Here is a 20,889-nt window from a genome sequence, read left to right as displayed (position 1 = left end):
CTTGTGACATCGAGGCTACATACTACTAAGCCAGCCGTGAAATAGATAAACAAAAACCGCGACCTGGGCCGCGGTTCTGTCATTCCAAGATGCAGTTATTTCTGCTGACGCTTCATGGAGTCGAAGAATTCGTCGTTGGTCTTGGTGGCTGCCAGCTTGTCGATGAGGAACTCGATGCTGTCGATCTCGCCCATGGGGTGAATGATCTTGCGCAGTATCCACATCTTCTGCAGCTCGTCCGGCGCGGTCAGCAGCTCTTCCTTGCGGGTGCCGGAGCGGGTGATGTCGATGGCCGGGTAGACGCGCTTCTCGGCAATCTTGCGCGAGAGGTGCAGTTCCATGTTGCCGGTACCCTTGAACTCTTCGTAGATGACTTCATCCATCTTGGAGCCGGTATCGATCAGCGCGGTGGCGATGATGGTCAGGCTGCCGCCTTCCTCGACGTTACGGGCCGCACCGAAGAAGCGCTTAGGTCTATGCAGGGCGTTGGCATCCACACCACCGGTCAGCACCTTGCCGGATGACGGGATGACGGTGTTGTAGGCGCGCGCCAGACGGGTGATGGAGTCTAGCAGGATCACCACGTCCTTCTTGTGCTCGACCAGGCGCTTGGCCTTCTCGATCACCATCTCGGCAACCTGGACGTGACGGGAGGCAGGCTCGTCGAAGGTGGAAGCGATCACTTCACCCTTCACCATGCGCTGCATCTCGGTCACTTCTTCCGGGCGCTCGTCGATCAGCAGAACGATCAGTTCGCAGTCCGGGTGGTTGTAGGCGATGCTCTGGGCGATGTTCTGCAGCAGCATGGTCTTACCGGCCTTGGGCGGTGCGACGATGAGGCCACGCTGACCTTTACCGATCGGGGACGCCAGATCCAGCACGCGGGCGGTGATGTCTTCGGTAGAGCCGTTGCCACGCTCCATGCGCAGGCGCTCGTTGGCGTGCAGGGGGGTCAGGTTTTCGAACAGGATCTTGTTGCGGGAGTTTTCCGGACGGTCGTAGTTGACGTCGTTGACCTTGAGCAGGGCGAAGTAGCGCTCACCCTCTTTCGGCGGCCGGATCTTGCCGGAGATGGTATCACCGGTACGCAGGTTGAAGCGGCGGATCTGGCTCGGGGAGACATAGATGTCATCCGGGCCTGCCAGATAGGAGCCGTCTGCGCTGCGCAGGAAGCCAAAGCCGTCGGTCAGGATTTCCAGCACACCGTCGCCAAAGATATCCTCGCCACCCTTGGCGTGCGCCTTGAGGATCGCGAAGATGATGTCTTTCTTGTGCGCCCGAGCCAGATTTTCCAACCCCATGGATTCGCCAAGCTGTACCAGCTCGGACACAGGAGTGTTCTTTAATTCAGTCAGATTCATAGTGGTGAAAGTCTGTAAGCAAGGATTGAAATGAGGAGACAGTCTGCTGGATTGATGCTGATCGGATTTGACTTGCCAGGCTGCTGTTAAGCAAAGAGTCAGGCAAAAAGGTTAGCAAACGAGCGATAAACTAGCACCAATCGGGATGAGCGTCTAGGTGATAAAACACAAGGAGCGCATTATTGCAATGCGCTCCTTCTTGATTATTACAGGTTACCGTCCAGGAACTCTTTCAGCTGAGTCTTGGACAGGGCGCCGACCTTGGTCGCTGCCACTTCGCCATTCTTGAACAGCAAGAGGGTCGGGATACCGCGAATGCCATACTTGGGCGGAGTGTCGGCGTTATGATCGATGTTCAATTTCGCCACGGTCACGCGACCGGCATATTCTTGGGCGACTTCGTTCAGGATCGGGGCAATCATCTTGCACGGACCGCACCATTCAGCCCAGAAATCGACCAGAACGGGGCTGTCGGCTTTGATTACATCGGCCTCGAAGCTGGCATCGCTCAGCTGAACAATCTTGTCACTCATCTCCAACTCCAGTCAGTAATTAAGGCTTTATTGATGGTTCAACAAAGGCAATAGTTGCCCTATTTGAAATGATCCTGTTTATTATTGCAAGCCTAACCTGATAACCTACCGCCATGAGCAAAACACATTTAACGACCGAAAAATTCGCCCAAATGGGCCTCGAACCCGAAGTTCTGGCTGGTCTGGAATCAAAGGGATTTCACTATTGTACGCCCATCCAGGCACTGTCTCTGCCGCTGCTGGTAGAAGGCCATGACCTCGCCGGTCAGGCCCAGACGGGGACCGGCAAGACCCTTGCCTTCCTGGCCGCGACCTTCAACTATCTATTGACCCATCCGCTGACCAGGCCGCGCCTCGTCAATCAGCCCCGCGCCATCATCATGGCCCCGACCCGGGAGCTGGCGGTCCAGATCTACAACGATGCAGAAGGCATGTCCGCCTCCACCGGGCTCAAGCTCGGTCTCGCCTATGGTGGCGAAGGCTATGACAAGCAGCTGGCCGTGCTGGAGCAGGGTGTCGACATCCTGATCGGCACCACCGGCCGCATCATCGACTACTTCAAGTCCAAGGTCATCGATCTCGGCAACATCCAGGTGGTGGTGCTGGACGAAGCGGATCGCATGTTCGATCTCGGCTTCATCAAGGACATCCGCTTCCTGTTCCGCCGCATGCCGCCCGCCACCGAGCGTCTGAGCATGCTGTTCTCCGCCACCCTCTCCCTGCGGGTGCAGGAGCTGGCGTACGAGCACATGAACCACCCGGAACACGTGCAGATCGAGCCGGAACAGATGACCGGCGTGCGCATCAAGGAGGAGCTGTTCTACCCCTCCAACGAAGACAAGATGCTGCTGCTGCTCTCCCTGATGGAAGAGGAGTGGCCGGAAAAAGCCATCGTCTTCGCCAACACCAAGCATGTCTGCGAAGACGTGCATGCGTGGCTGGAGAACGACGGCCACCGCGTCGGCCTGCTGACCGGTGACGTGCCGCAGAAGAAACGGATGAAGATCCTGGAAGACTTCACCAAGGGCACCCTGGACATCCTGGTCGCCACCGACGTGGCCGCCCGTGGTCTGCACATCCCCGACGTGACCCACGTCTTCAACTACGACCTGCCCGACGACGCCGAAGACTATGTCCACCGTATCGGTCGTACCGGTCGTGCCGGCAAGAGCGGTCACTCCATCAGCCTGGCCTGTGAAGACTATGCCTTCAACCTGCCGGCCATCGAGGAGTACATCCATCACCCCATCCCGGTCAGCAAGTACGATCGCGACTCCCTGCTGGATGACGTGACCCCCCCGAAACGGGTGTTCCGCAACCGTCAGCCGGTGAACCGCAACATGCGGGATCGCCAGGGTGGTGGCAACAGCAACAACCGCCGCCGTCCGCCACGCAAGAACTGAGGGACGGGCCCAGTTGCACAACTCGCCGCTCTATGCCGCCATCGACCTCGGCTCCAACAGCTTTCACATGCTGGTGGTGCGCGAGGTCGCCGGTGCCCTGCGCACCGTCACCAAGGTCAAGCGCAAGGTTCGCCTCGCCGCCGGTCTCGACCCTGAGTTTCGCCTCAACCGTGCCGCCATGGAGCGGGGCTGGGACTGCCTGCGCCTGTTCTCCGAGCAGTTGCAGGATATTCCGTCCGACAACATCCGGGTGGTGGGTACCGCCACCTTGCGCCTCGCCACCAACGTCGATGAATTCCTGAGCGAAGCGGAACGGGTGCTCAACCACAGCATCGAGATCATCTCGGGCGAGGAAGAGGCCAAGACCATCTATGAGGGGGTCTCCTGGACCTCAGCCGGGGAAGGCAATCGGCTGGTGATCGACATCGGCGGCGCCAGCACAGAGCTGGTGATAGGCGAACACAGCGAGGCCAAGCTGCTCAACAGCCTGCACATGGGCTGCGTCACCTGGCTCAACAACCACTTCGGTGACGGCGAGCTCTCCGAGGCCCGTTTCCAGCAGGCCATTGTCGCCGCCAGGACGGTGCTGGAGAAGGTGGCGGAAGATTACCGCACCCTCGGCTGGCGCACCTGTGTCGGCGCCTCCGGCACCGTCCAGGCGCTGCAGGAGATCATGCTGGCGCAAGGGAAGAGCGAGCGGGTCACCCTGCCCAAGCTGCAGGAGCTGATGGGTCAGGCCATCGCCTGTGGCAGGCTGGATCGGCTGCAGCTGGAAGGGCTGGCCGCCGAGCGGCTGACCGTGTTCCCCTCCGGCCTCGCCATTCTGATCGCCATCTTCGAGACCCTGAGCATAGAGAGCATGACGCTGGCGGGTGGCGCCCTGCGAGAGGGCCTGATCTACGGCCTGCTCGGCAACAATCACGACTGTGATGCCCGGGACAGAACCGCCGACAGCCTGATCAGCCGCTATCAGCTGGACAAGGAGCACGCCGAGCGGGTGCGTGACACCGCCGTCGAGGCGTTCAACCAGCTGCAGCCGGCCTGGCGTCTCTCCAAGCGTTACGGTCGCCCGATCTTGCGTTATGCCGCCCTGCTGCACGAGATCGGCCTCTGCATCGAGTACAAGAAGGCGCCGCAACACGCCGCCTACATCATCGACAACATCGACATGCCGGGCTTCACCCCGGCGCAGAAGAAGCTGTTGTCGGCCCTGCTGTTCAACCAGCGGGACGAATTCAAGCTGGACACCCTGGAGAAGCAGGGCGCCGTCACCGGTCGCCAGGCGATCCGGCTGGCCCGCATCCTGCGCATCTCGCTGATCCTCTGTATGCGCCGCACCCAGGGCACTGTGCCCAGCTTCACCCTGCAGGCCGAGGAGGAGTCGCTGACCCTGACCCTGCCCAAGGGGTGGATGGACGAACACTACCTGCGCGCCAGCGAGCTGCGGCTCGAGGTGGATCGCCAGCAGAAGATGGGCTGGCCCACCCGGGTGCAGGAAGCCTGATTGGGCGCCACGCGCCCACTCTGCTCCTTTTCCCATCTGTTCCGACAATCTCTTTCGCAGCCAGGTTCGGCACCATTCAAGGCCTTACCTTTGATTTGATTTAACTTTTTATCCAACTCCGGATCTCCGTTCCCTCCTGCCATCTAGCCTCTATCGCCAGCTCGGCTAGAGTTGGATTGTCTCTCCCATAGGAACGGAAACCATGAAACATTTGACCCTGATCGGCCTGACCGCCCTGCTGACCGCCTGTGGTGGTGGCAGCGACAGCAATGACAACCCACAGAATGCCCAGATGTCCCTGGCCTTCTCCGACGCCCCGGTGGATTCGGTCAGCAAGGTCTGCATCGCCGTTTCCAACATCAGCATCCATCCCGTCTCGGGTACAGAGCAGGCATGGAGCACCGCCAGCTTCCTGACCTCGGCCCAGGACGATGGCTGCACGCCGGCAGGGGAACTCATCCCCCTCGACAGCGCGGGACACCCCCTGTTCACCTACATCGATCTGCTGCAATACCCGGGCTCCGCCAGCCGACCCCTGCTGGCCAGCCAGAGCGTGGTACCCGGCGAATACAGCCAGATGCGGCTGCGGGTCCTGGATGGCCGGGATGCGGGCAACCAGTTTTTGGACGGCACCCCCTACTCCTACGTCAGGCAGGATGATGGTGTGATCAAGCCGCTGGAAGTACCCAGCAACGAGCTCAAGCTGGATGCCTTCACCATCGCCGCCAACGGCCTCAGCGCCTTCACCACAGAGTTCGACCTGCGCCACTCCATGGTGTTGCCGGGTCATGAGGAGTATTACAAGCTCAAGCCAAGAGGCGTGCGGCTGGTGAACAACACCGAGGTGGCCACCGTCAAGGGCACAGTGGCCAGCGGGCTCTGTGGTGGCGTGCTGACCGACAAGGCCTTCGTCTACTTCTATGACGAGTTGCGCCCGGTGGGCGACGACGCTTACCCGGACATGGCAGACCTCGACAACGGCTTCTATGCCAGCGCCCCCGTACTGCCCCTGGCTGGTGGTGGCTACGGCTACGAGCTGGGCTTCGTGAACCTCGGCAATTACGACATGACGCTGGTCTGCAACGGCGACGAAGATGATCCGGAACTGGCCGGCGACCCGCTGCAACTGGAGCAGGTGCTGAAGGCTCAGGCGGTAGTGGCCCCCACCACCAGCATCAACTTCCAGTAAGGGGCCAGGGGCTCAGGGGCGAGAAGCATCATGACTGACTATCAACCCATCAGCTGTGACCTCTACGACTGGCTCGAGATCGCCGCCAATTGGCACTTGCCTGTGACCCTCGCCAGCCGCGACGGTCGCCGGTGGGATGACAGGGTCCGCACCATAGAGGCCAGTGACGGCGTCGAGTATCTGCTGCTGGAGGGCGGCGAGCGTCTCAGCCTCGCCGACCTGGCGACCCTGGATCTCGTCTGGCAGGGGGAAGCGCGGCATATCCGCTTCGCCCCTGCCAGCTGACCTCAAGGCAAAAAGGAGGGCCAACACAGGTTGGCCCTCCTTTTTTTATCTCGCCTACCCTGGCTGGCTTTAACCCGCCAGCGCCGCCATCACATAGACGTCGAAGCGGTTGCTCTTGGTCTCTATGGCCATGCTCGGTTTGTGCTCGTTGAGCCAGCCCGCGTAGTCCGGGCGCTTCACCACCACCCGCTTCTGTGCCATCTGCAGCGCCGCCGGCAGCAGGGCATCCGCATCGAGATCCGGCCCCACCAGGGACTGGAACACCCGCATCTCCTTCTTCACCAGCGCCGACTTCTGCTTGTGGGGGAACATGGGGTCCAGGTAGATCACCTCGGGCCGCTCCGGCAACGCCAGCAGGTTGTCCACCGCAGGCCCCTGCAGGAGATGCATGCGCTCGCTGACCCAGGGGCCTATCTCGGGATCCTGCGCCGCCCGCACCAGGCCGTCCTGCAACAGGGCCCCCACCACGGGGCTGCGCTCTATCAGGGTCACCTTGCAGCCGAGGGAGGCGAGCACGAAGGCGTCGCGGCCGAGCCCGGCGGTGGCATCCACCACGGTCGGCATGGCCCCGGACTTCAACCCCACCGCCTTGGCGATGGACTGGCCGCGGCCGCCACCGAACTTGCGCCTGTGGGCCACGGCCCCTTCCACGAAGTCCACATAGACAGCACCCAGCTTGGGTTCGTCCAGCTTGCGCAGCTCCAGCCTGGTGTCAGTCAGCACCAGCGCAAAGGGGGCGGGAAACTCCACCTCGGCCAGACGCAGTCGCAGGGCGTCCAGCTCGCCGTCGCGGGCGGGCACTTCACTGAAAACCTGGATATGGGGCATAACGAAGACTCATGGCGGCACGGAAGCGAGCATGATAGCAGAAGCGGGGGATCAGCTCACTGTGGTCAGGTTGGCCAGGTTCATCCCCTGGCGATTGAGGGTCAGGTATTCCACCAGATCGTCATAGGGCAGCGGGCGGCTGAGCAGATAGCCCTGGGTGAAGGCACAGCCCTTCTGGCAGAGGAAGTTGAGCTGCTCCCGGGTCTCCACCCCCTCGATCACCACCTGCATGCCGAGGTTGTGCACTATGTTGATGATGCCGTCCAGCAGCAGCCTGTCCTGCTCGTTGAAGGGGATGTGGCGCACGAAGGATCTGTCTATCTTGACCAGATCCACCGGGAAGGTGCGCAGGTAGTTGAGGGCCGAGTAGCCGGTGCCGAAGTCGTCGATGGCCAGCTTGCAGCCGGCCTCGCGCAGGGCATCGATCCGCACCCTGTGCTGATCGCTGCTCTCCATCAGCAGGGACTCGGTGATCTCTATGATGATGTCCGCCGGGTCCAGGTCGAAGTGGCGGATCACCCTGAGCCACTCGTTCGCCTCGGGATCTATGGTCTGGAACTCCAGGGTGGAGCGGTTGATGGACATCTGCAACTCCGGGAAACCGGACTTCTGCAGCCTCGCCAGATCCCGGCACGACTGCCAGAGTACCAGGGCACCCAGCCCCTGGATGAGCCCCGCCTCTTCCGCCAGCGGGATGAAGTCTGCCGGCGAGACCTGACCCCAGTGGGGGTGATACCAGCGCACCAGAGCCTCCAGCTTGGCGACCCGGCCGCTGCGATTGTCCCAGATGGGCTGATAGGCCATGGTCAGCTGCGCCAGCTTGATGGCCTCCGCCAGATCCTGCTGCATCTGGTGGCGCTGGCTCACCTCTTCGCGCATGGAGGCGCTGTAGGTACCGAGGGAGCGTCCCTGCCGCTTGGCGACGAACAGCGCCTGCTCCGCATTGCGCAGCAGCTCGTCGCTGTCGCCGCCGTCGTTGGGGCAGAGGGTGATGCCGAGGGTCGCGGTCACATAGAGGTGCTGATTGGCCAGCATGAAGGGGCGGGCGAAGCCGCCGATCACCTGCTTGGCAAACACCTCGGCCTGGCGGCGGTTGACGATGCCGGGCACCAGGAAGGCGAACTCGTCGCCACCGATGCGGGCCACCAGATCCTCGGTGCGCACCCGGCTCACCAGCCGATCCGACACCTCTCGCAGCAGGGCATCGCCCACATGGTGATCCATGCTGTTGTTGACCGCCTTGAAGTTGTTGAGGTCGAGCACCATCAGCGCGAAGCGCTCCCCCCGCTCGCAGAAGCGGGCGAGACAGCGGCCGAACAGCCAGCGGTTCGGCAGCCCGGTGAGGTTGTCGTAGTTGGCCTGGGCGGCGATCTTCTGCTCCGCCAGCTTGGTCTGGGAGAGATCGCTGAAGATAGCGATGTACTGGCTGATCCTGCCCCCTTCCCGCAGGGCGCTGATCATCAGCTGCTGGGGATAGAGCTTGCCGTTCTTGCGCTTGTTCCACACCTCGCCGCGCCAGATCCCCACCCGCTCCAGGGCGTGGTACATGTCGGCGTAGAAGGTCTGATCGTGCAGCCCGGACTTGAGCAGGCTGGGACGCTGGCCGCGGGCCTCCTCCTCGCTGTAGCCGGTGATCTTCTCGAACGCCGGGTTCACCGAGATGATGCGACTGTCGGCATCGCACACCAGGATGGCCTCGGAGAGGTTGTCATAGACCCGGTGGGAGAGCTTGAGCTGCTCCGCATGGCGCTTCATGGGATCTATGTTCTCCAGCACCACCATGAGGTAGTCCGGATGCATCTGCTCGTTGCGGATCAGGGTCACAGTCAACCGGCCCCACAGCACAGAGCCGTCCCGGTGCAGGTAGCGCTTCTCCTGGGTGAAGGCGGGGCGCTCTCCCCGCTTGAGGGCGTCGTAGAGCGGGATGCTGGTCAGCCAGTCGTCTGGGTGGTTGAGCTCGGCGACGGTGAGCCGCAGCAGCTCCTGCTGGCTGTAGCCCAGCATCTTCTCGATGGCCGGGTTGACCCAGAGGATGGTGCCGTTGAGATCGAGCTTGCCGATGCCGACCGGTGCATGGGACATCATGGTGTCCAGGAAGTCGGGGCATTCCGGCTGGGTTGGGGGCGACTGACGCTGCTGCTGATACATCAGGGCCAGTTCACGGCCGGCGAGCGGCGCCAGCAGCCGCAGCAGCCCCATGATCTTGTCCATTCTGGGGGTGGCCCGCTTGAACATGACACTGCACAGCCCCAGGGTCTCCCCCTCGGCACTCTTCAGTGCGACGCCGGCATAGGCCCTGACCTGGCAGCGTTCCAGCACGGCCGCATGGGGAAACAGCTCCCGGGTACGATCGCTGAACCAGGCTTCTCCCTGCTGCATGGCGATCTCGCCCGGGGTGTCCGCGAGGGGGAAGCTGTAGGAATTGATGTCGAGAGAGGCCGGATAGGCGGCATGCACGGTGAAGAAGAGCCCGGCCTGATCCTTGCCTGAAACCAGGACGAAGTCAGCCCCGACCGCGTTGGCGATTTCACTCACAAAGGTATCAAAATATCCCTGACCACTCGAATGAGACAGGCTGGAGATGATTTGATAGACAGACTCGAGTGCTCGCCTCATGGCAAGGTTCTTTCTCTCCTTGGAAGGTAGAACCCGACTCTACTGAAGAGGCGGGGCCAGTGCAAACATGCACTCCGCAAGATATTAAAAAGCCTTGGAAAAAGGGACCAAAAGGTCCCTTTTTCTCTCAAAAATCACGCTGTGATCCCACTATGTCGCAAATCTGTACCTGCTTGAAGCTCACGCCGGCGAAGGCGCCGGGCCTCAGGCGGCTATCCCGCTGTGACGTAGCAGGGCATCCACCTTGGGCTCGCGACCACGGAAGGCGCGGAACAGCTCCATCGGCTCCTTGGATCCCCCCTTCTCCAGAATGTGCTGCAGGAAGGATTGGCCGGTGGCCGGGTTGAAGATCCCCTCCTCCTCGAAACGGGAGAAGGCATCGGCGGAGAGCACCTCGGCCCACTTGTAGCTGTAGTAGCCCGCCGCATAGCCACCCGCGAAGATGTGGGAGAAGCTGTGCTGGAAGCGGTTGAACGCCGGCGGCGTCATCACGGCCACCTGGCTGCGCACCTCCGCCAGCAGGGCCGGGATCTGATCCGGATTGGCCGGGTCAAACTCCTGGTGCAGACGGAAGTCGAACAGGGCGAACTCCAGCTGACGCAGCATCTGCATCGCCGCCTGGAAGTTGCGGGCGGTCAGCATCTTCTCCAGCAGATCCGCGGGCAGCGGCTCGCCGGTTTCATGATGGCCGGAGATGAAGGCCAGCGCCTCGGACTCCCAGCACCAGTTCTCGAGGAACTGGCTCGGCAGCTCCACCGCATCCCAGGCCACGCCATTGATGCCGGCCACGCCGGCCACGTCGATCCGGGTCAGCATGTGGTGAATGCCGTGGCCGAACTCGTGGAACAGGGTGACCACTTCGTTGTGGGTGAACAGGGCCGGCTTGCCATCCACCGGGCCGTTGAAGTTGCAGGTCAGGTAGGCCACCGGCTTTTGCAGCGAGCCGTCCTGACGGTAGCGACGACCGAGGCAGACATCCATCCAGGCGCCGCCCTGCTTGTGTTCCCGGGCATAGAGATCGAGGTAGAAGCTGCCGCGCAGCTCGTCCTCGGCATCGAAGATGTCGTAGAAGCGCACGTCCGGGTGCCAGGTGTCGATGCCGAGGCGCTCGCGCACCTTCATGCCGAATACCCGCTTCACCACCTCGAACAGCCCCTTCACCACCTTGCTGGCGGGGAAGTAGGGGCGCAGCTGCTCGTCGGAGATGGAGAACTTGTGCTGCTTGAGCTTCTCGGCGTAGTAGGCGAGATCCCAGGCCGCCAGCTCGCTCTGGCCGTGCTGCTCGGCGGCAAAGGTGCGGATCTCCTCCAGCTCGGCCTTGCCTTGGGGCAGGGACTTGGCCGCCAGATCGGTGAGGAAACTCACCACCTGCTCGGGCTTGTCCGCCATCTTGGTGGCCAGGGAGAGCTCGGCGTAGTTGGCAAAGCCCAGCAGCTGGGCCAGCTCGCGGCGCAGGGTGAGCAGCTCGCTCATGATGGCGGAGTTGTCCCACTTGCCCGCATTGGGGCCCTGGTCGGAGGCACGGGTGGTGAAGGCCTCATACAGCTCGGCCCGCAGGGCACGGTTGTCCGCATACATCATCACCGGCAGGTAGGAGGGGATATCCAGGGTGAACAGCCACCCCTCCTTGCCCTTGAGTTCGGCCATCTGGCGGGCGGCCGCCTGCGCGCTCGCGGGCAGACCGGCCAATTCAGCCTCGTCGGTCACCAGCTTGCTCCAGCCCTGGGTCGCATCCAGCACGTTGTTGCTGAAGCGGGAGGCCAGCTCCGAGAGGCGAGACTGGATCTCGCCATAGCGCTGCTGCGCCTCGGCGGGCAGACCGATACCGGAGAGGCGGAAGTCGCGCAGGGTATTCTGGATCTCCTTGCGCTGGGCGCCGCTCAGCAGGAGGAAGTCGTCGCTCTCGGAGAGGGCCAGATAGGCTTGATAGAGGCCTTCATGCTGGCCCACATAGGTCTGGAATTCGGAGAGCAGCGGCAGGCAGGCGTCATGGGCCGCGCGCAGCGCCTCGCTGTTCTGTACGGCGTTGAGGTGGCTGACCGGCGACCAGATCCGGGACAGGCGGTCATTGACCTCTTCCAGCGGGGCGATCAGGCTGTCCCAGGTGTGGTGCTCCTTCTGCGCCAGCACATCGGCAATCTTCTGTTTGCAATCGGCGATGGCCTGCGTCACGGCAGGCTGCACCTGATCGGGCTGGATCTGGCTGAAGGGGGGCAGCGAGTCCATCGTCAGCAAAGGGTTAGTCATCTGCGGTACCTCTAAATGCTCTGCAGCCCCTGCCGTCCAGAAGCTTGCTTGGACCATCTAAGATGTAGGCAGAAACCCCATTTATCAAGCCTTTGCCGCCCAGAGCCGGGTCTGCTGCCCAGATTTCGCCAAAAGCTGCTCATTAATGCAGCGATCCTGCATCCAGAGACGACAATGCCGGCCAAAGGGCCGGCATTGTGAGGGCATCGACGCTACCCGTCTCAGCGTTGGCCGTCCTCTTTCAACCACTGGGCGACCCGTTTGGCGAAGTAGGTGAGGATGCCGTCGGCACCGGCCCGCTTGAAGCAGAGCAGGGACTCCAGCACGCACTCTTTCTCCTTCAGCCAGCCGTTCTGGATCGCCGCCATGTGCATGGCGTACTCGCCGCTCACCTGGTAGGCGAAGGTCGGCACCCCGAACTGATCCTTCACCTGGCGGATCACATCCAGATAGGGCATACCCGGCTTGACCATGACGCTGTCAGCCCCTTCGGCGATGTCCAGCGCCACCTCGTGCAGGGCCTCGTTGCCGTTGGCCGGATCCATCTGATAAGTGGCCTTGTTGCTCTTGCCGAGGTTGGCGGCGGAGCCCACCGCATCACGGAACGGGCCGTAGTAGCTGGAGGCGTACTTGGCGGAGTAGGCCATGATCTGGACGTTGACGAAGCCGTTCTCTTCCAGCGCGGCGCGAATCGCTCCGATGCGGCCATCCATCATGTCGGACGGCGCCACTATGTCGGCCCCGGCGGCGGCGTGGGAGAGCGCCTGCTTCACCAGGATCCCGGTGGTGATGTCGTTTTGCACATAGCCTTCGTCATCGATGATGCCGTCCTGACCGTGGGTGGTGAAGGGGTCCAGCGCCACGTCTGTGATGACACCGAGCTCCGGGAAGCGGGCCTTGAGAGCACGGGTCGCCCGCTGGGCCAGCCCGTCCGGGTTGTAGGCCTCTTCCGCCAGCAGGCTCTTCTGCGCCAGCGGCGTCACCGGGAACAGGGCGATGGCGGGCACGCCGAGGGCCACCAGCTCTTCGGCCTCCGCCAGCAGCAGATCGATGGAGAGCCTGTCCACCCCCGGCATGGAGGCGACGGCCTCACGCTGACCCTCCCCCTCCAGCACGAACACCGGATAGATGAGATCGTTGACGGTCAGCTGGTTCTCGCGCACCAGACGACGGCTGAAATCATGTTTGCGCACCCGGCGCAGGCGGCGACCCGGAAAGGCGCCCGGAAGAGTTATGGCCATGAATCACTCCAGAAGAGGAAGTTGGAAAAATGCGGCGGAGGTGGCCCGGGTATGGGCCAGCAAGGCCTCGGGCGCTTCACCACGGCAGGCCGCCACCACCTGGGCGATGTGCGGCAAAAAAGCGGGTTCGTTGCGTTTCGGACGCGGTTTCAAATCCCGCGGCACCAGATAGGGAGCATCGGTCTCGATCATCAGGCGACCGGCGGGAATGCGCGCCACCTGCTCGCGCAGCAACTGGCCGCGCCGCTCGTCGCACAGCCAGCCGGTCACCCCGATATGCAGCCCCAGCGCCAGGCACTCGTCCAGCTCCTCGTCGGAGCCTGTGAAGCAGTGCAGCACGGCCCCCGTCAATCTGGGCAACCAGGGCCGCAGGATCTCGACAAAGCGGGTGTGGGCATCGCGGCAGTGGAGAAACACCGGCATCCCCAGCTCGGCGGCCAGCGCCAGCTGGGTGTCGAACACCGCATCCTGCACCGGACGGGGGGAGAAGTCGCGGTTGTAGTCGAGGCCGCACTCGCCGATGGCCACCACCTGGGGCAGCGCCGCCAGCGCGCGCAAGGCGGGCAGGGTCTGCTCATCCACGCTCTTGGCATCGTGGGGATGCACCCCGGCGGTGGAGAAGCAGTAACCGGGCCACTCGGCGGCCAGTGCCGCACTCTCGCGGCTGCCGGCCAGATCGGTACCGGTCAGGATCAGCGCCTCCACCCCGGCGGCGCGGGCGCGGGCCACCAGTGCTGGCTGTTCGCCGGCAAACTGGGGGCTGGTGAGGTTGAGACCAATGTCGATCATGGGATCAGAGGTTCCGAACAAAAGGAATGCATATCAGGTATTTGAAAACCATCTACTCGATGGGCCATCACCATACGCCTCGAACGGATGCATGAAAAGAGGAAGGGAGCCTCAGCTCCCCTCGTTCTGCTATTCCTGCGGACTTCGTCATCCTCTCACCGTCCGGCAAACAGATGACGAACAGAGCCTCAGCTCTCCACATCCGGTTGTTCCTGCTCTTCCTCGTCCTCTTTCTTCACATAGAAGCGGGCGAAGAAGAGACCTATCTCCCACAGGGCCCACATGGGGATCGCCAGCAGGGTCTGGGAGAAGACATCGGGCGGGGTCAGCAGCATGCCGACCACGAAGACCCCGACGATGACGTAGGGGCGCTTCTCCTTCAGGCTCTTGGGGGTGGTGACCCCGGTCCAGCAGAGCAATATGGTGGCCACAGGTATCTCGAACGCCACCCCGAACGCGAAGAACAGGGTCAGCACGAAGTCCAGATAGCTGGCAATGTCGGTCGCCACCGTCACCCCGGCGGGGGCCGTGCTGGTGAAGAAGCCGAACACCAGGGGGAACACCACGTAGTAGGCGAACGCCATGCCGGCATAGAAGAGCACGGCACTGGAGGCCACCAACGGCATGACGAGACGCCGCTCGTGCTGGTACAGGCCGGGGGCGATGAAGGCCCAGGCCTGATAGAGCAGATAGGGGATGGCCACGAAGAAGGAGACCACCAGGGTCAGCTTGATGGGCGTGATGAAGGGAGTCGCCACGTCCGTCGCTATCATGCTGGTCCCTTCAGGCAGCTGGCTGAGCAGCGGCCGGGCCACGAAATCGTAGATGTCGTTGGAGAAATAGATGAGCGCGACAAACGCCAGCAGGATGGCGGAGATGGAGCGCAGCAGACGGGTTCTCAGCTCCACCAGGTGGCTGATAAGGGGTTGTTCGGCCTGACTCATGGCTTCACCTCCCCCTTGCCGGCAGACTCGCTGACGGGCTCGCGCTGGCTGTTGACCGGCGGCACCTCGGTCAGCTGCACGGCAGGCTCCACCGGGGCGACGGGTTCAGCCTGGGCGACCGGCTCGGAGCGTGGCGGGCGGATCTCGTTCTGCGTTTCCTGCTGTGGCTGGTAGGGACGGTTCACCGACTGGGCCGCCGCCTTCAACTGCTCGATGGACTCCTGCAGCTCTGGGCTCAGGTTGTTCATCTGCAACTGCTCGGCCTTCTTCAGATCATTGTGCAGCTCTTGCAACTTCAGCTCCTGCTCCAGCTCTGTCTTGACCGAGTTGGCGGTACTGCGGATCAGCCTGATCCAGTGGCTGGCGGTACGGATGGCGACCGGCAACCGCTCGGGACCCAGCACCACCAGGGCGACGACACCGATGACGACCAGCTCCCAAAAACCGATGTCGAACATGGCTTAGGCCTGATCTTTGTCTTTCTGCTTGGCGGTCTCGGCACTGCTGGCCGTCTCGTTCAGCTGCTTGGCCGGAAACTCCGCATCCTTCTGCTCGGGCTTGGCATCGGCCGGATCATCCGACAGCGCCTTCTTGAACCCCTTCACGGCGGCACCCAGATCGCCGCCGATACCGCGCAGCTTCTTGGTACCGAACAGCAGCACGACGATGACTGCGATGATCAACAATTGCCAAATACTGATACCACCCATGACTTTCTCTCCAGGATAGGCGCCTGATGGCGCAGTTTAATTAATGAATGCGGGTCTTCAACCAGCCCAGCAGCCAGCATAACCCGGCGCCGGCGAGACTGATTTGTCCCCACTCAATATGTTGTTTCTGGGTCAGCAAGAATACACCCACCAACAGTAGGCTGGCTCCCACCCCTAAGAGGTAGCGGGCCTGTCCCTGACGGCGGCTGTGCAGGCGAAAATCGGCGAACATCTGCTCGAAGTGGTGCTGCTGATGCCGCGCCTGGCGCAGGGTCTCATAGACCAGCTCCGGCAGCTCCGGCAGCTTCTCCGCCCAGAAGGGGGCCTTCTCGCGGATCGCGTTGAGCACCGCCTTGGGGCCCACCTGCTCGTGCATCCAGCTTTCCAGGTAGGGCTTGGCGGTCTGCCACAGGTCCAGCTGGGGATAGAGCTGGCGCCCCAGCCCTTCCACATAGAGCAGGGTCTTCTGCAGCAACACCAGCTGGGGCTGCACCTGCATGTTGAAGCGACGGGCGGTGTTGAACAGGTTGAGCAGCACGTGGCCGAACGAAATTTCGGAGAGCGGCTTCTCGAAGATGGGCTCCAGCACGGTACGGATGGCGAACTCGAACTCGTCCACCTTGGTGTCGGGCGGTACCCAGCCGGACTCCACGTGCAGCTGCGCCACCCGTTGATAGTCGCGGTTGAAGAAGGCGAGGAAGTTCTCCGCCAGGTAGCGCTTGTCTTCCCGGTTCAGGGTGCCGACTATGCCGCAGTCGATGCCGATCCAGAGCGGATTCTCCGGATGCTCGTAGGAGACGAAGATGTTGCCCGGGTGCATGTCCGCATGGAAGAAGCTGTCACGGAACACCTGGGTGAAGAAGACCTCGACCCCGCGCTCCGCCAGCAGCTTCATGTTGGTGCCGTTGGCCTCCAGCGCGGCGATGTCGGAGACGGGAATGCCGTAGATGCGCTCCATCACCAGCACCTGCTCGCGGCAGTGATCCGTGTAGACCTCGGGCACATAGAGCGCCTCCGAGCCGGTGAAGTTGCGCCTCAGCTGGATGGCGTTGGCGGCTTCGCGCATGAGATTCAACTCGTCGAGTATGGTCTTGCGGTACTCCTCCACCACCTCGACGGGGCGCAGCCGTGCGCTCTGGGGCACGAAACGGGCCACCAGACGGGCCAGCGCCTGCATCAGCCGCAGATCGGCCTCGATGACGGGCTCTATGTCGGGACGGATCACCTTGATGACGATCTCCCGGCCATTCTCCTTCAAGCGGGCGGTATGGACCTGGGCAATGGAGGCGGATGCCAGCGGCGTCTCGTCGAAGTCATCGAACAGCGTCTCGATGGGGCAACCCAGGCTCGCCTCTATCTGGCGCCTGGCCTCCTGCCCGCAGAAGGGGGGCACCCTGTCCTGCAGCAGAGCCAGCTCTTCGGCGATGTCCGGTGGCAGCAGATCCCGGCGGGTCGACAGCATCTGGCCGAACTTGATGAAGATGGGGCCCAGGGCCTCGAAGGCGAGGCGAATGCGGGCGCCCCGGCACAGCTCCGGCTGTTTGTTCTTGAGCCAGAACAGGCTGCGGCGCACCAGGCGTCCGGGCCAGGGTTGATAGCGGGCGGGAACCAGCTCGTCGATACCCTGCTCCAGCAGGATGCTGACGATGCGATAGAGGCGTTTGAACTCCTTGGGGGTCATCAGCTCACCTGCTGCTCGAGGCGGGCGAGCCGCAACTCGACCGCCTTCATGTGCTGTGCCAGCAGCTCGACGTCGTCGTTGAAGCTCGCCACTTCCAGCGGGCCGGGGGCGAGGCGGGCCTCCTCGGTGAGGTACTCGGCCAGCTGGCGCTGGGAGCGGCACAACTCGCGGCCCACCACGCGACGGGCCTGACGGGCGCCGCCACACAGGGTATGAGCCAGCACGTCGCCGGTATAGCGCGACAGCTCCTCCTCCCAGTCGATGTCCAGCTCCCCCAGCAGGGCGCTGAAGGCCTGCACCAGCTGGGGATCGCCGCTCAAGTCCAGCTTCTCCTCGCGGATATAGCGAGTCAGGGCGGAAGGATCCTTCAGCAGGCCGATCGCCGTCAACGACAGGCTCAGCACGGCGTCTGGCTCCCCTTCATAGCGGGCCAGCACGTCAAGTCGACGCTCGGAGAAGACAAACCAGAGCGGTTTGAGCTCGCGCAGCTCCAGCTTGAGCACCTTGCCCACGAGCTTGCGCAGCCGCGCCGGGCTCTGCTTGTCGAGGCTCAGCAACTGGTTGAGGCTGGTTTCGATCACCGCGGTGACCATGGCATCCATCGGCATAGGCGACCTTAAAACTTGTAACCACGGTGCAGGGCGACCACACCCTGAGTCAGGTTGTAGAACTCCACCTGCTCGAAGCCGACCTGCTCCATCATGCCCGCCAGGGTCTGCTGATCCGGGTGCATGCGAATGGATTCGGCCAGGTACTTGTAGCTTTCCCCGTCGTTCGCGACGATTTCGCCCATTTTCGGCAGCAGCTTGAAGGAGTAGAGATCGTAGAGCTTGGCGATCACCTCGGTCGAAGGCTTGGAGAACTCCAGCACCAGCAGACGGCCACCCGGCTTGAGCACCCGGAACATGGAGGCCAGCGCCTTGTCCTTGTCGGTCACGTTGCGCAGGCCGAAGCCTATGGTGATGACGTCGAAGTGATTGTCCGGGAAGGGGAGCGCCTCGGCATTGGCCTGCACGTAGGAGACGTTGTTCGCCACCCCCAGGTTGCGCAGCTTGTCGCGGCCCACCTTGAGCATGGAGTCGTTGATGTCCGCCAGCACCACCTGACCCGTCTCGCCGACGATGCGGGAGAACTTGGCGGTCAGATCCCCGGTGCCACCGGCCAGATCCAGCACCTTCTGACCCTTGCGCACACCGGAACAGTCGATGGTGAAGCGCTTCCACAGGCGGTGAATGCCGAATGACATCAGATCGTTCATCAGATCATACTTGGCCGCCACCGAATGGAAGACGCCAGCCACCAGAGTTTCCTTCTCGGTCGCCGCCACGGTTTTATAGCCAAAATGCGTAGTATTAGTCTGTTCCGACATCCCTCAAACACCCATAGAGCAAAGAATGGCCGCCAGTTTACCAGAGCCGGTGACCTGCGGACACCTTAAACCCGGCTGGCAACCAACTGCATCCCCAGCATCACCATGGCCATACAGAGGAAGAGATTGAGACCTATGTTGAGCAGTGCCTTCAGATAGGCGCCTTGCTGTGCCAGCACCACGGTATCCAGGGCGAAAGAGGAGAAGGTGGTCAGGGCACCGAGGATACCCACCATCAGCAGCGGCTTCATGGGGTGTTCCACCACATGGCCATGGCTGATCAGCGCAAAGGCGATGCCCATGATGAAGGAGCCCACCACGTTGACCACCAGAGTGCCGTAGGGGAAGTGGCGTCCCAGCAGCAGCGCCATCAACTCGGCGATACCAAAACGAAGGCAGGCGCCGATGGCACCACCGGCCGCGACAAATAACCAGGTTTGCATGAGGGGGCTCCATAAGTGTCAGGCCGACATTATGCAAAATGCCGGCAAGCGGGGATAGCGGGGCAATTAATCTGCGGGATTGGCCGCCTCATCGGCGAAAATCCACCGGCTCTGTCTGATCCAGATGCAGGGAGGTCTGCGCTGGCCGGGTCTCGGCAATCACGCGGCCATGGCGGATGGAGTAGCGCACCGGCACCTGACGACGCACCGCATCGAAGCCGCTCTCGGCGGGCAGGATCAGCAGGTTGGCCGGTTTTCCCACCTCGACGCCATAGCGATCCTGCACGTTCAGGGTGCGGGCACTGTGGCTGCTGATGAGCTTCAAGCCGTCGTTGATCTGCTCGTAGCCCATGATCTGGCAGACATGCAGCCCCATGTGCAGCACCTGCAACATGTTGGCCGTTCCCATGGGATACCAGGGATCGAACACATCGTCGTGGCCGAAGCAGACGTTGATGTTCGCTTCCAGCATCTCCTTCACCCGGGTGATGCCACGGCGCTTGGGGTAGGTATCGAAACGTCCCTGCAGGTGAATGTTCACCAGCGGATTGGCGACGAAGTTGATGTCCGCCATCTTGAGCAATCGGAACAGGCGAGAGGCATAGGCCCCGTTGTAGGAGTGCATGGCGGTGGTGTGGCTGGCGGTGACGCGATGGCCGATACCACGCTCGTAGGCGAGCGTCGCCAGGGTCTCGATGAAGCGGGACTGCTCGTCATCGATCTCGTCGCAGTGCACATCCACCAGAACCTGATACTTCTCGGCAAGATCGAAGACGTAATGCAGACTTTCGACCCCATACTCCCTGGTGAACTCGAAATGGGGAATGGCGCCTATTACGTCGGCGCCCAACCTGAGCGCCTCTTCCAGCAAGGCCTTGCCGTTGGGATAGGAGAAGATCCCCTCCTGCGGGAAGGCCACTATCTGCAGCTCGACCCACGCCTTCATCTCCTCCCGCACCTCCAGCATGGCTTTCAGGGCCACCAGGTTGGGGTCGGAGACATCCACATGGGTGCGAACGAACTGGATGCCGTTGGCGATCTGCCACTTCAGCGTCTGTATGGCCCGCCGATTCACATCTTCATGGGTCAGCAGCGCCTTGCGTTCGGCCCAGCGCTCTATCCCCTCGAACAGGGTACCGGAGAGGTTCCAGCTCGGCTCACCGGCGGTCTGGGTAGTATCGAGGTGAATGTGGGGCTCGATAAAGGGGGGCATCGCCATCCCCTCCTCCCCATCCAGTTCCCGGGTGGAGAGGAGGATCTGGCTCATGGGGGCTATGGTCCTGATCAGACCATCCTGACACAGGATCTGCCACAGCCCCTCCCTGCCACTCAGACGCACATTCTTTATCAACATGTACCTTTCCCCTTAGAGACGCTGATTGCCTTTGCCAATCCACAACTTAGCTCGGATCAATTTAATAGAAAAGCGTTCACACAGAATGCAGATGAGACTGACATCATTGAAGGAGAGCAACGATAAAGGGAGTGGACCGGGATGAGTGCAGGATTGACCGAGATCGGCAGCGCAGGCTTGTTTCACGAGTATCTGCAGACGCTGGGCATCAACAAGCCCCCATTGACCATGATCGACGAACAGTGGGAGTACAGACGGAACGAACAGCTGGTCGCAGCCATTCAGATAGAGGCTTCCGGGCAGGCCCGCTTCTATCTCGATGCCAGACAGATCTCGATGAGCTGAATGGTAAAAACAAAAAAGCCTCCCTTTTCAGGGAGGCTTTCGTTTTC

Annotated in this window: 20 protein-coding genes; 5 read left to right on the top strand and 15 right to left on the bottom strand. The window is 62.2% G+C overall.

The features are described 5' to 3' along the window. Positions 1-95: 95 nt before the first annotated feature. Together rho and trxA are read right to left on the bottom strand one after the other, a co-directional pair. Complete coding sequence (gene rho / locus AAHB08_RS18795; protein WP_010672370.1) at positions 96-1,361, bottom strand: transcription termination factor Rho; 1,266 nt, start codon at positions 1,359-1,361, stop codon at positions 96-98. Positions 1,362-1,567: 206 nt separating this feature from the next. Further along, positions 1,568-1,894 carry a thioredoxin TrxA gene (gene trxA, locus AAHB08_RS18790; protein WP_025328829.1) on the bottom strand — a complete coding sequence of 109 codons (327 nt, stop codon included), beginning with the start codon at positions 1,892-1,894 and terminating at the stop codon, positions 1,568-1,570. 113 nt (positions 1,895-2,007) lie between these two features. Here trxA and rhlB point away from each other — a divergent pair, with 113 nt between their 5' ends. The 4 genes from rhlB (at position 2,008) to AAHB08_RS18770 (ending at position 6,275) form a co-directional block, all read left to right on the top strand. Beyond that, complete coding sequence (rhlB, locus tag AAHB08_RS18785) at positions 2,008-3,297, top strand: ATP-dependent RNA helicase RhlB (RefSeq protein ID WP_025328830.1); 1,290 nt, start codon at positions 2,008-2,010, stop codon at positions 3,295-3,297. 13 nt (positions 3,298-3,310) lie between these two features. Then, positions 3,311-4,801, top strand: coding sequence for a guanosine-5'-triphosphate,3'-diphosphate diphosphatase (gppA, locus tag AAHB08_RS18780; RefSeq protein WP_342059783.1), 1,491 nt, complete (start codon positions 3,311-3,313; stop codon positions 4,799-4,801). Between the two features lie 202 nt (positions 4,802-5,003). Further along, positions 5,004-5,990, top strand: a complete 987-nt coding sequence (locus tag AAHB08_RS18775; protein WP_202048052.1) for a DUF4382 domain-containing protein — start codon at positions 5,004-5,006, stop codon at positions 5,988-5,990. Between the two features lie 30 nt (positions 5,991-6,020). Then, positions 6,021-6,275, top strand: a complete 255-nt coding sequence (locus AAHB08_RS18770; protein WP_342059753.1) for a Rho-binding antiterminator — start codon at positions 6,021-6,023, stop codon at positions 6,273-6,275. Positions 6,276-6,344: 69 nt separating this feature from the next. Here AAHB08_RS18770 and AAHB08_RS18765 read toward each other — a convergent pair whose 3' ends face one another. From AAHB08_RS18765 to AAHB08_RS18705, 13 genes are all read right to left on the bottom strand, one after another. Continuing rightward, on the bottom strand, positions 6,345-7,103 hold the full coding sequence (locus AAHB08_RS18765; RefSeq protein WP_446699547.1) for a class I SAM-dependent methyltransferase: 759 nt from the start codon (positions 7,101-7,103) through the stop codon (positions 6,345-6,347). Positions 7,104-7,154: 51 nt separating this feature from the next. Then, on the bottom strand, positions 7,155-9,719 hold the full coding sequence (locus tag AAHB08_RS18760; protein WP_342059752.1) for a sensor domain-containing phosphodiesterase: 2,565 nt from the start codon (positions 9,717-9,719) through the stop codon (positions 7,155-7,157). Between the two features lie 204 nt (positions 9,720-9,923). Further along, complete coding sequence (gene prlC / locus AAHB08_RS18755) at positions 9,924-11,966, bottom strand: oligopeptidase A (protein WP_342059751.1); 2,043 nt, start codon at positions 11,964-11,966, stop codon at positions 9,924-9,926. Positions 11,967-12,187: 221 nt separating this feature from the next. Beyond that, positions 12,188-13,207: a porphobilinogen synthase gene (gene hemB, locus AAHB08_RS18750; RefSeq protein ID WP_342059750.1), complete on the bottom strand. Its 1,020-nt coding sequence runs from the start codon at positions 13,205-13,207 to the stop codon at positions 12,188-12,190. 3 nt (positions 13,208-13,210) lie between these two features. Then, a complete protein-coding gene (locus AAHB08_RS18745) occupies positions 13,211-13,996 on the bottom strand; it encodes a TatD family hydrolase (RefSeq protein ID WP_342059749.1) in 786 nt (261 codons plus the stop codon). Positions 13,997-14,184: 188 nt separating this feature from the next. Further along, positions 14,185-14,940: a twin-arginine translocase subunit TatC gene (gene tatC / locus AAHB08_RS18740; protein WP_342059748.1), complete on the bottom strand. Its 756-nt coding sequence runs from the start codon at positions 14,938-14,940 to the stop codon at positions 14,185-14,187. Next, entirely contained in the window at positions 14,937-15,398 is a 462-nt protein-coding gene (gene tatB, locus AAHB08_RS18735; protein ID WP_342059747.1) for a Sec-independent protein translocase protein TatB, read from the bottom strand. The genes tatC and tatB overlap by 4 nt, the downstream gene beginning before the upstream one ends. A 3-nt stretch (positions 15,399-15,401) precedes the next feature. Further along, entirely contained in the window at positions 15,402-15,650 is a 249-nt protein-coding gene (gene tatA / locus AAHB08_RS18730; RefSeq protein WP_025328841.1) for a Sec-independent protein translocase subunit TatA, read from the bottom strand. 40 nt (positions 15,651-15,690) lie between these two features. Next, positions 15,691-17,331, bottom strand: a complete 1,641-nt coding sequence (ubiB, locus tag AAHB08_RS18725; RefSeq protein ID WP_139438510.1) for a ubiquinone biosynthesis regulatory protein kinase UbiB — start codon at positions 17,329-17,331, stop codon at positions 15,691-15,693. Then, positions 17,331-17,939: a ubiquinone biosynthesis accessory factor UbiJ gene (locus AAHB08_RS18720; protein ID WP_342059746.1), complete on the bottom strand. Its 609-nt coding sequence runs from the start codon at positions 17,937-17,939 to the stop codon at positions 17,331-17,333. The genes ubiB and AAHB08_RS18720 overlap by 1 nt, the downstream gene beginning before the upstream one ends. Positions 17,940-17,947: 8 nt before the next feature. Then, positions 17,948-18,700 carry a bifunctional demethylmenaquinone methyltransferase/2-methoxy-6-polyprenyl-1,4-benzoquinol methylase UbiE gene (ubiE, locus tag AAHB08_RS18715; protein WP_139438504.1) on the bottom strand — a complete coding sequence of 251 codons (753 nt, stop codon included), beginning with the start codon at positions 18,698-18,700 and terminating at the stop codon, positions 17,948-17,950. A 65-nt stretch (positions 18,701-18,765) separates the two neighbouring features. Then, positions 18,766-19,143 (bottom strand): fluoride efflux transporter CrcB, encoded by a 378-nt coding sequence (crcB, locus tag AAHB08_RS18710; protein ID WP_139438501.1) that lies wholly within the window; start codon positions 19,141-19,143, stop codon positions 18,766-18,768. Positions 19,144-19,231: 88 nt separating this feature from the next. Continuing rightward, positions 19,232-20,497 carry a cytosine deaminase gene (locus AAHB08_RS18705; protein WP_342059745.1) on the bottom strand — a complete coding sequence of 422 codons (1,266 nt, stop codon included), beginning with the start codon at positions 20,495-20,497 and terminating at the stop codon, positions 19,232-19,234. Positions 20,498-20,638: 141 nt separating this feature from the next. Here AAHB08_RS18705 and AAHB08_RS18700 point away from each other — a divergent pair, with 141 nt between their 5' ends. Continuing rightward, positions 20,639-20,842 carry a hypothetical protein gene (locus AAHB08_RS18700; protein ID WP_202048062.1) on the top strand — a complete coding sequence of 68 codons (204 nt, stop codon included), beginning with the start codon at positions 20,639-20,641 and terminating at the stop codon, positions 20,840-20,842. Positions 20,843-20,889 lie beyond the last annotated feature (47 nt).

It is taken from the genome of Aeromonas sp. OTU364 (genome assembly GCF_038440395.1).
Taxonomy (GTDB): domain Bacteria; phylum Pseudomonadota; class Gammaproteobacteria; order Enterobacterales; family Aeromonadaceae; genus Aeromonas.
Note: the sequence above shows the minus strand (reverse complement) of the source record. Positions and strands in the feature narration are given on the sequence as shown.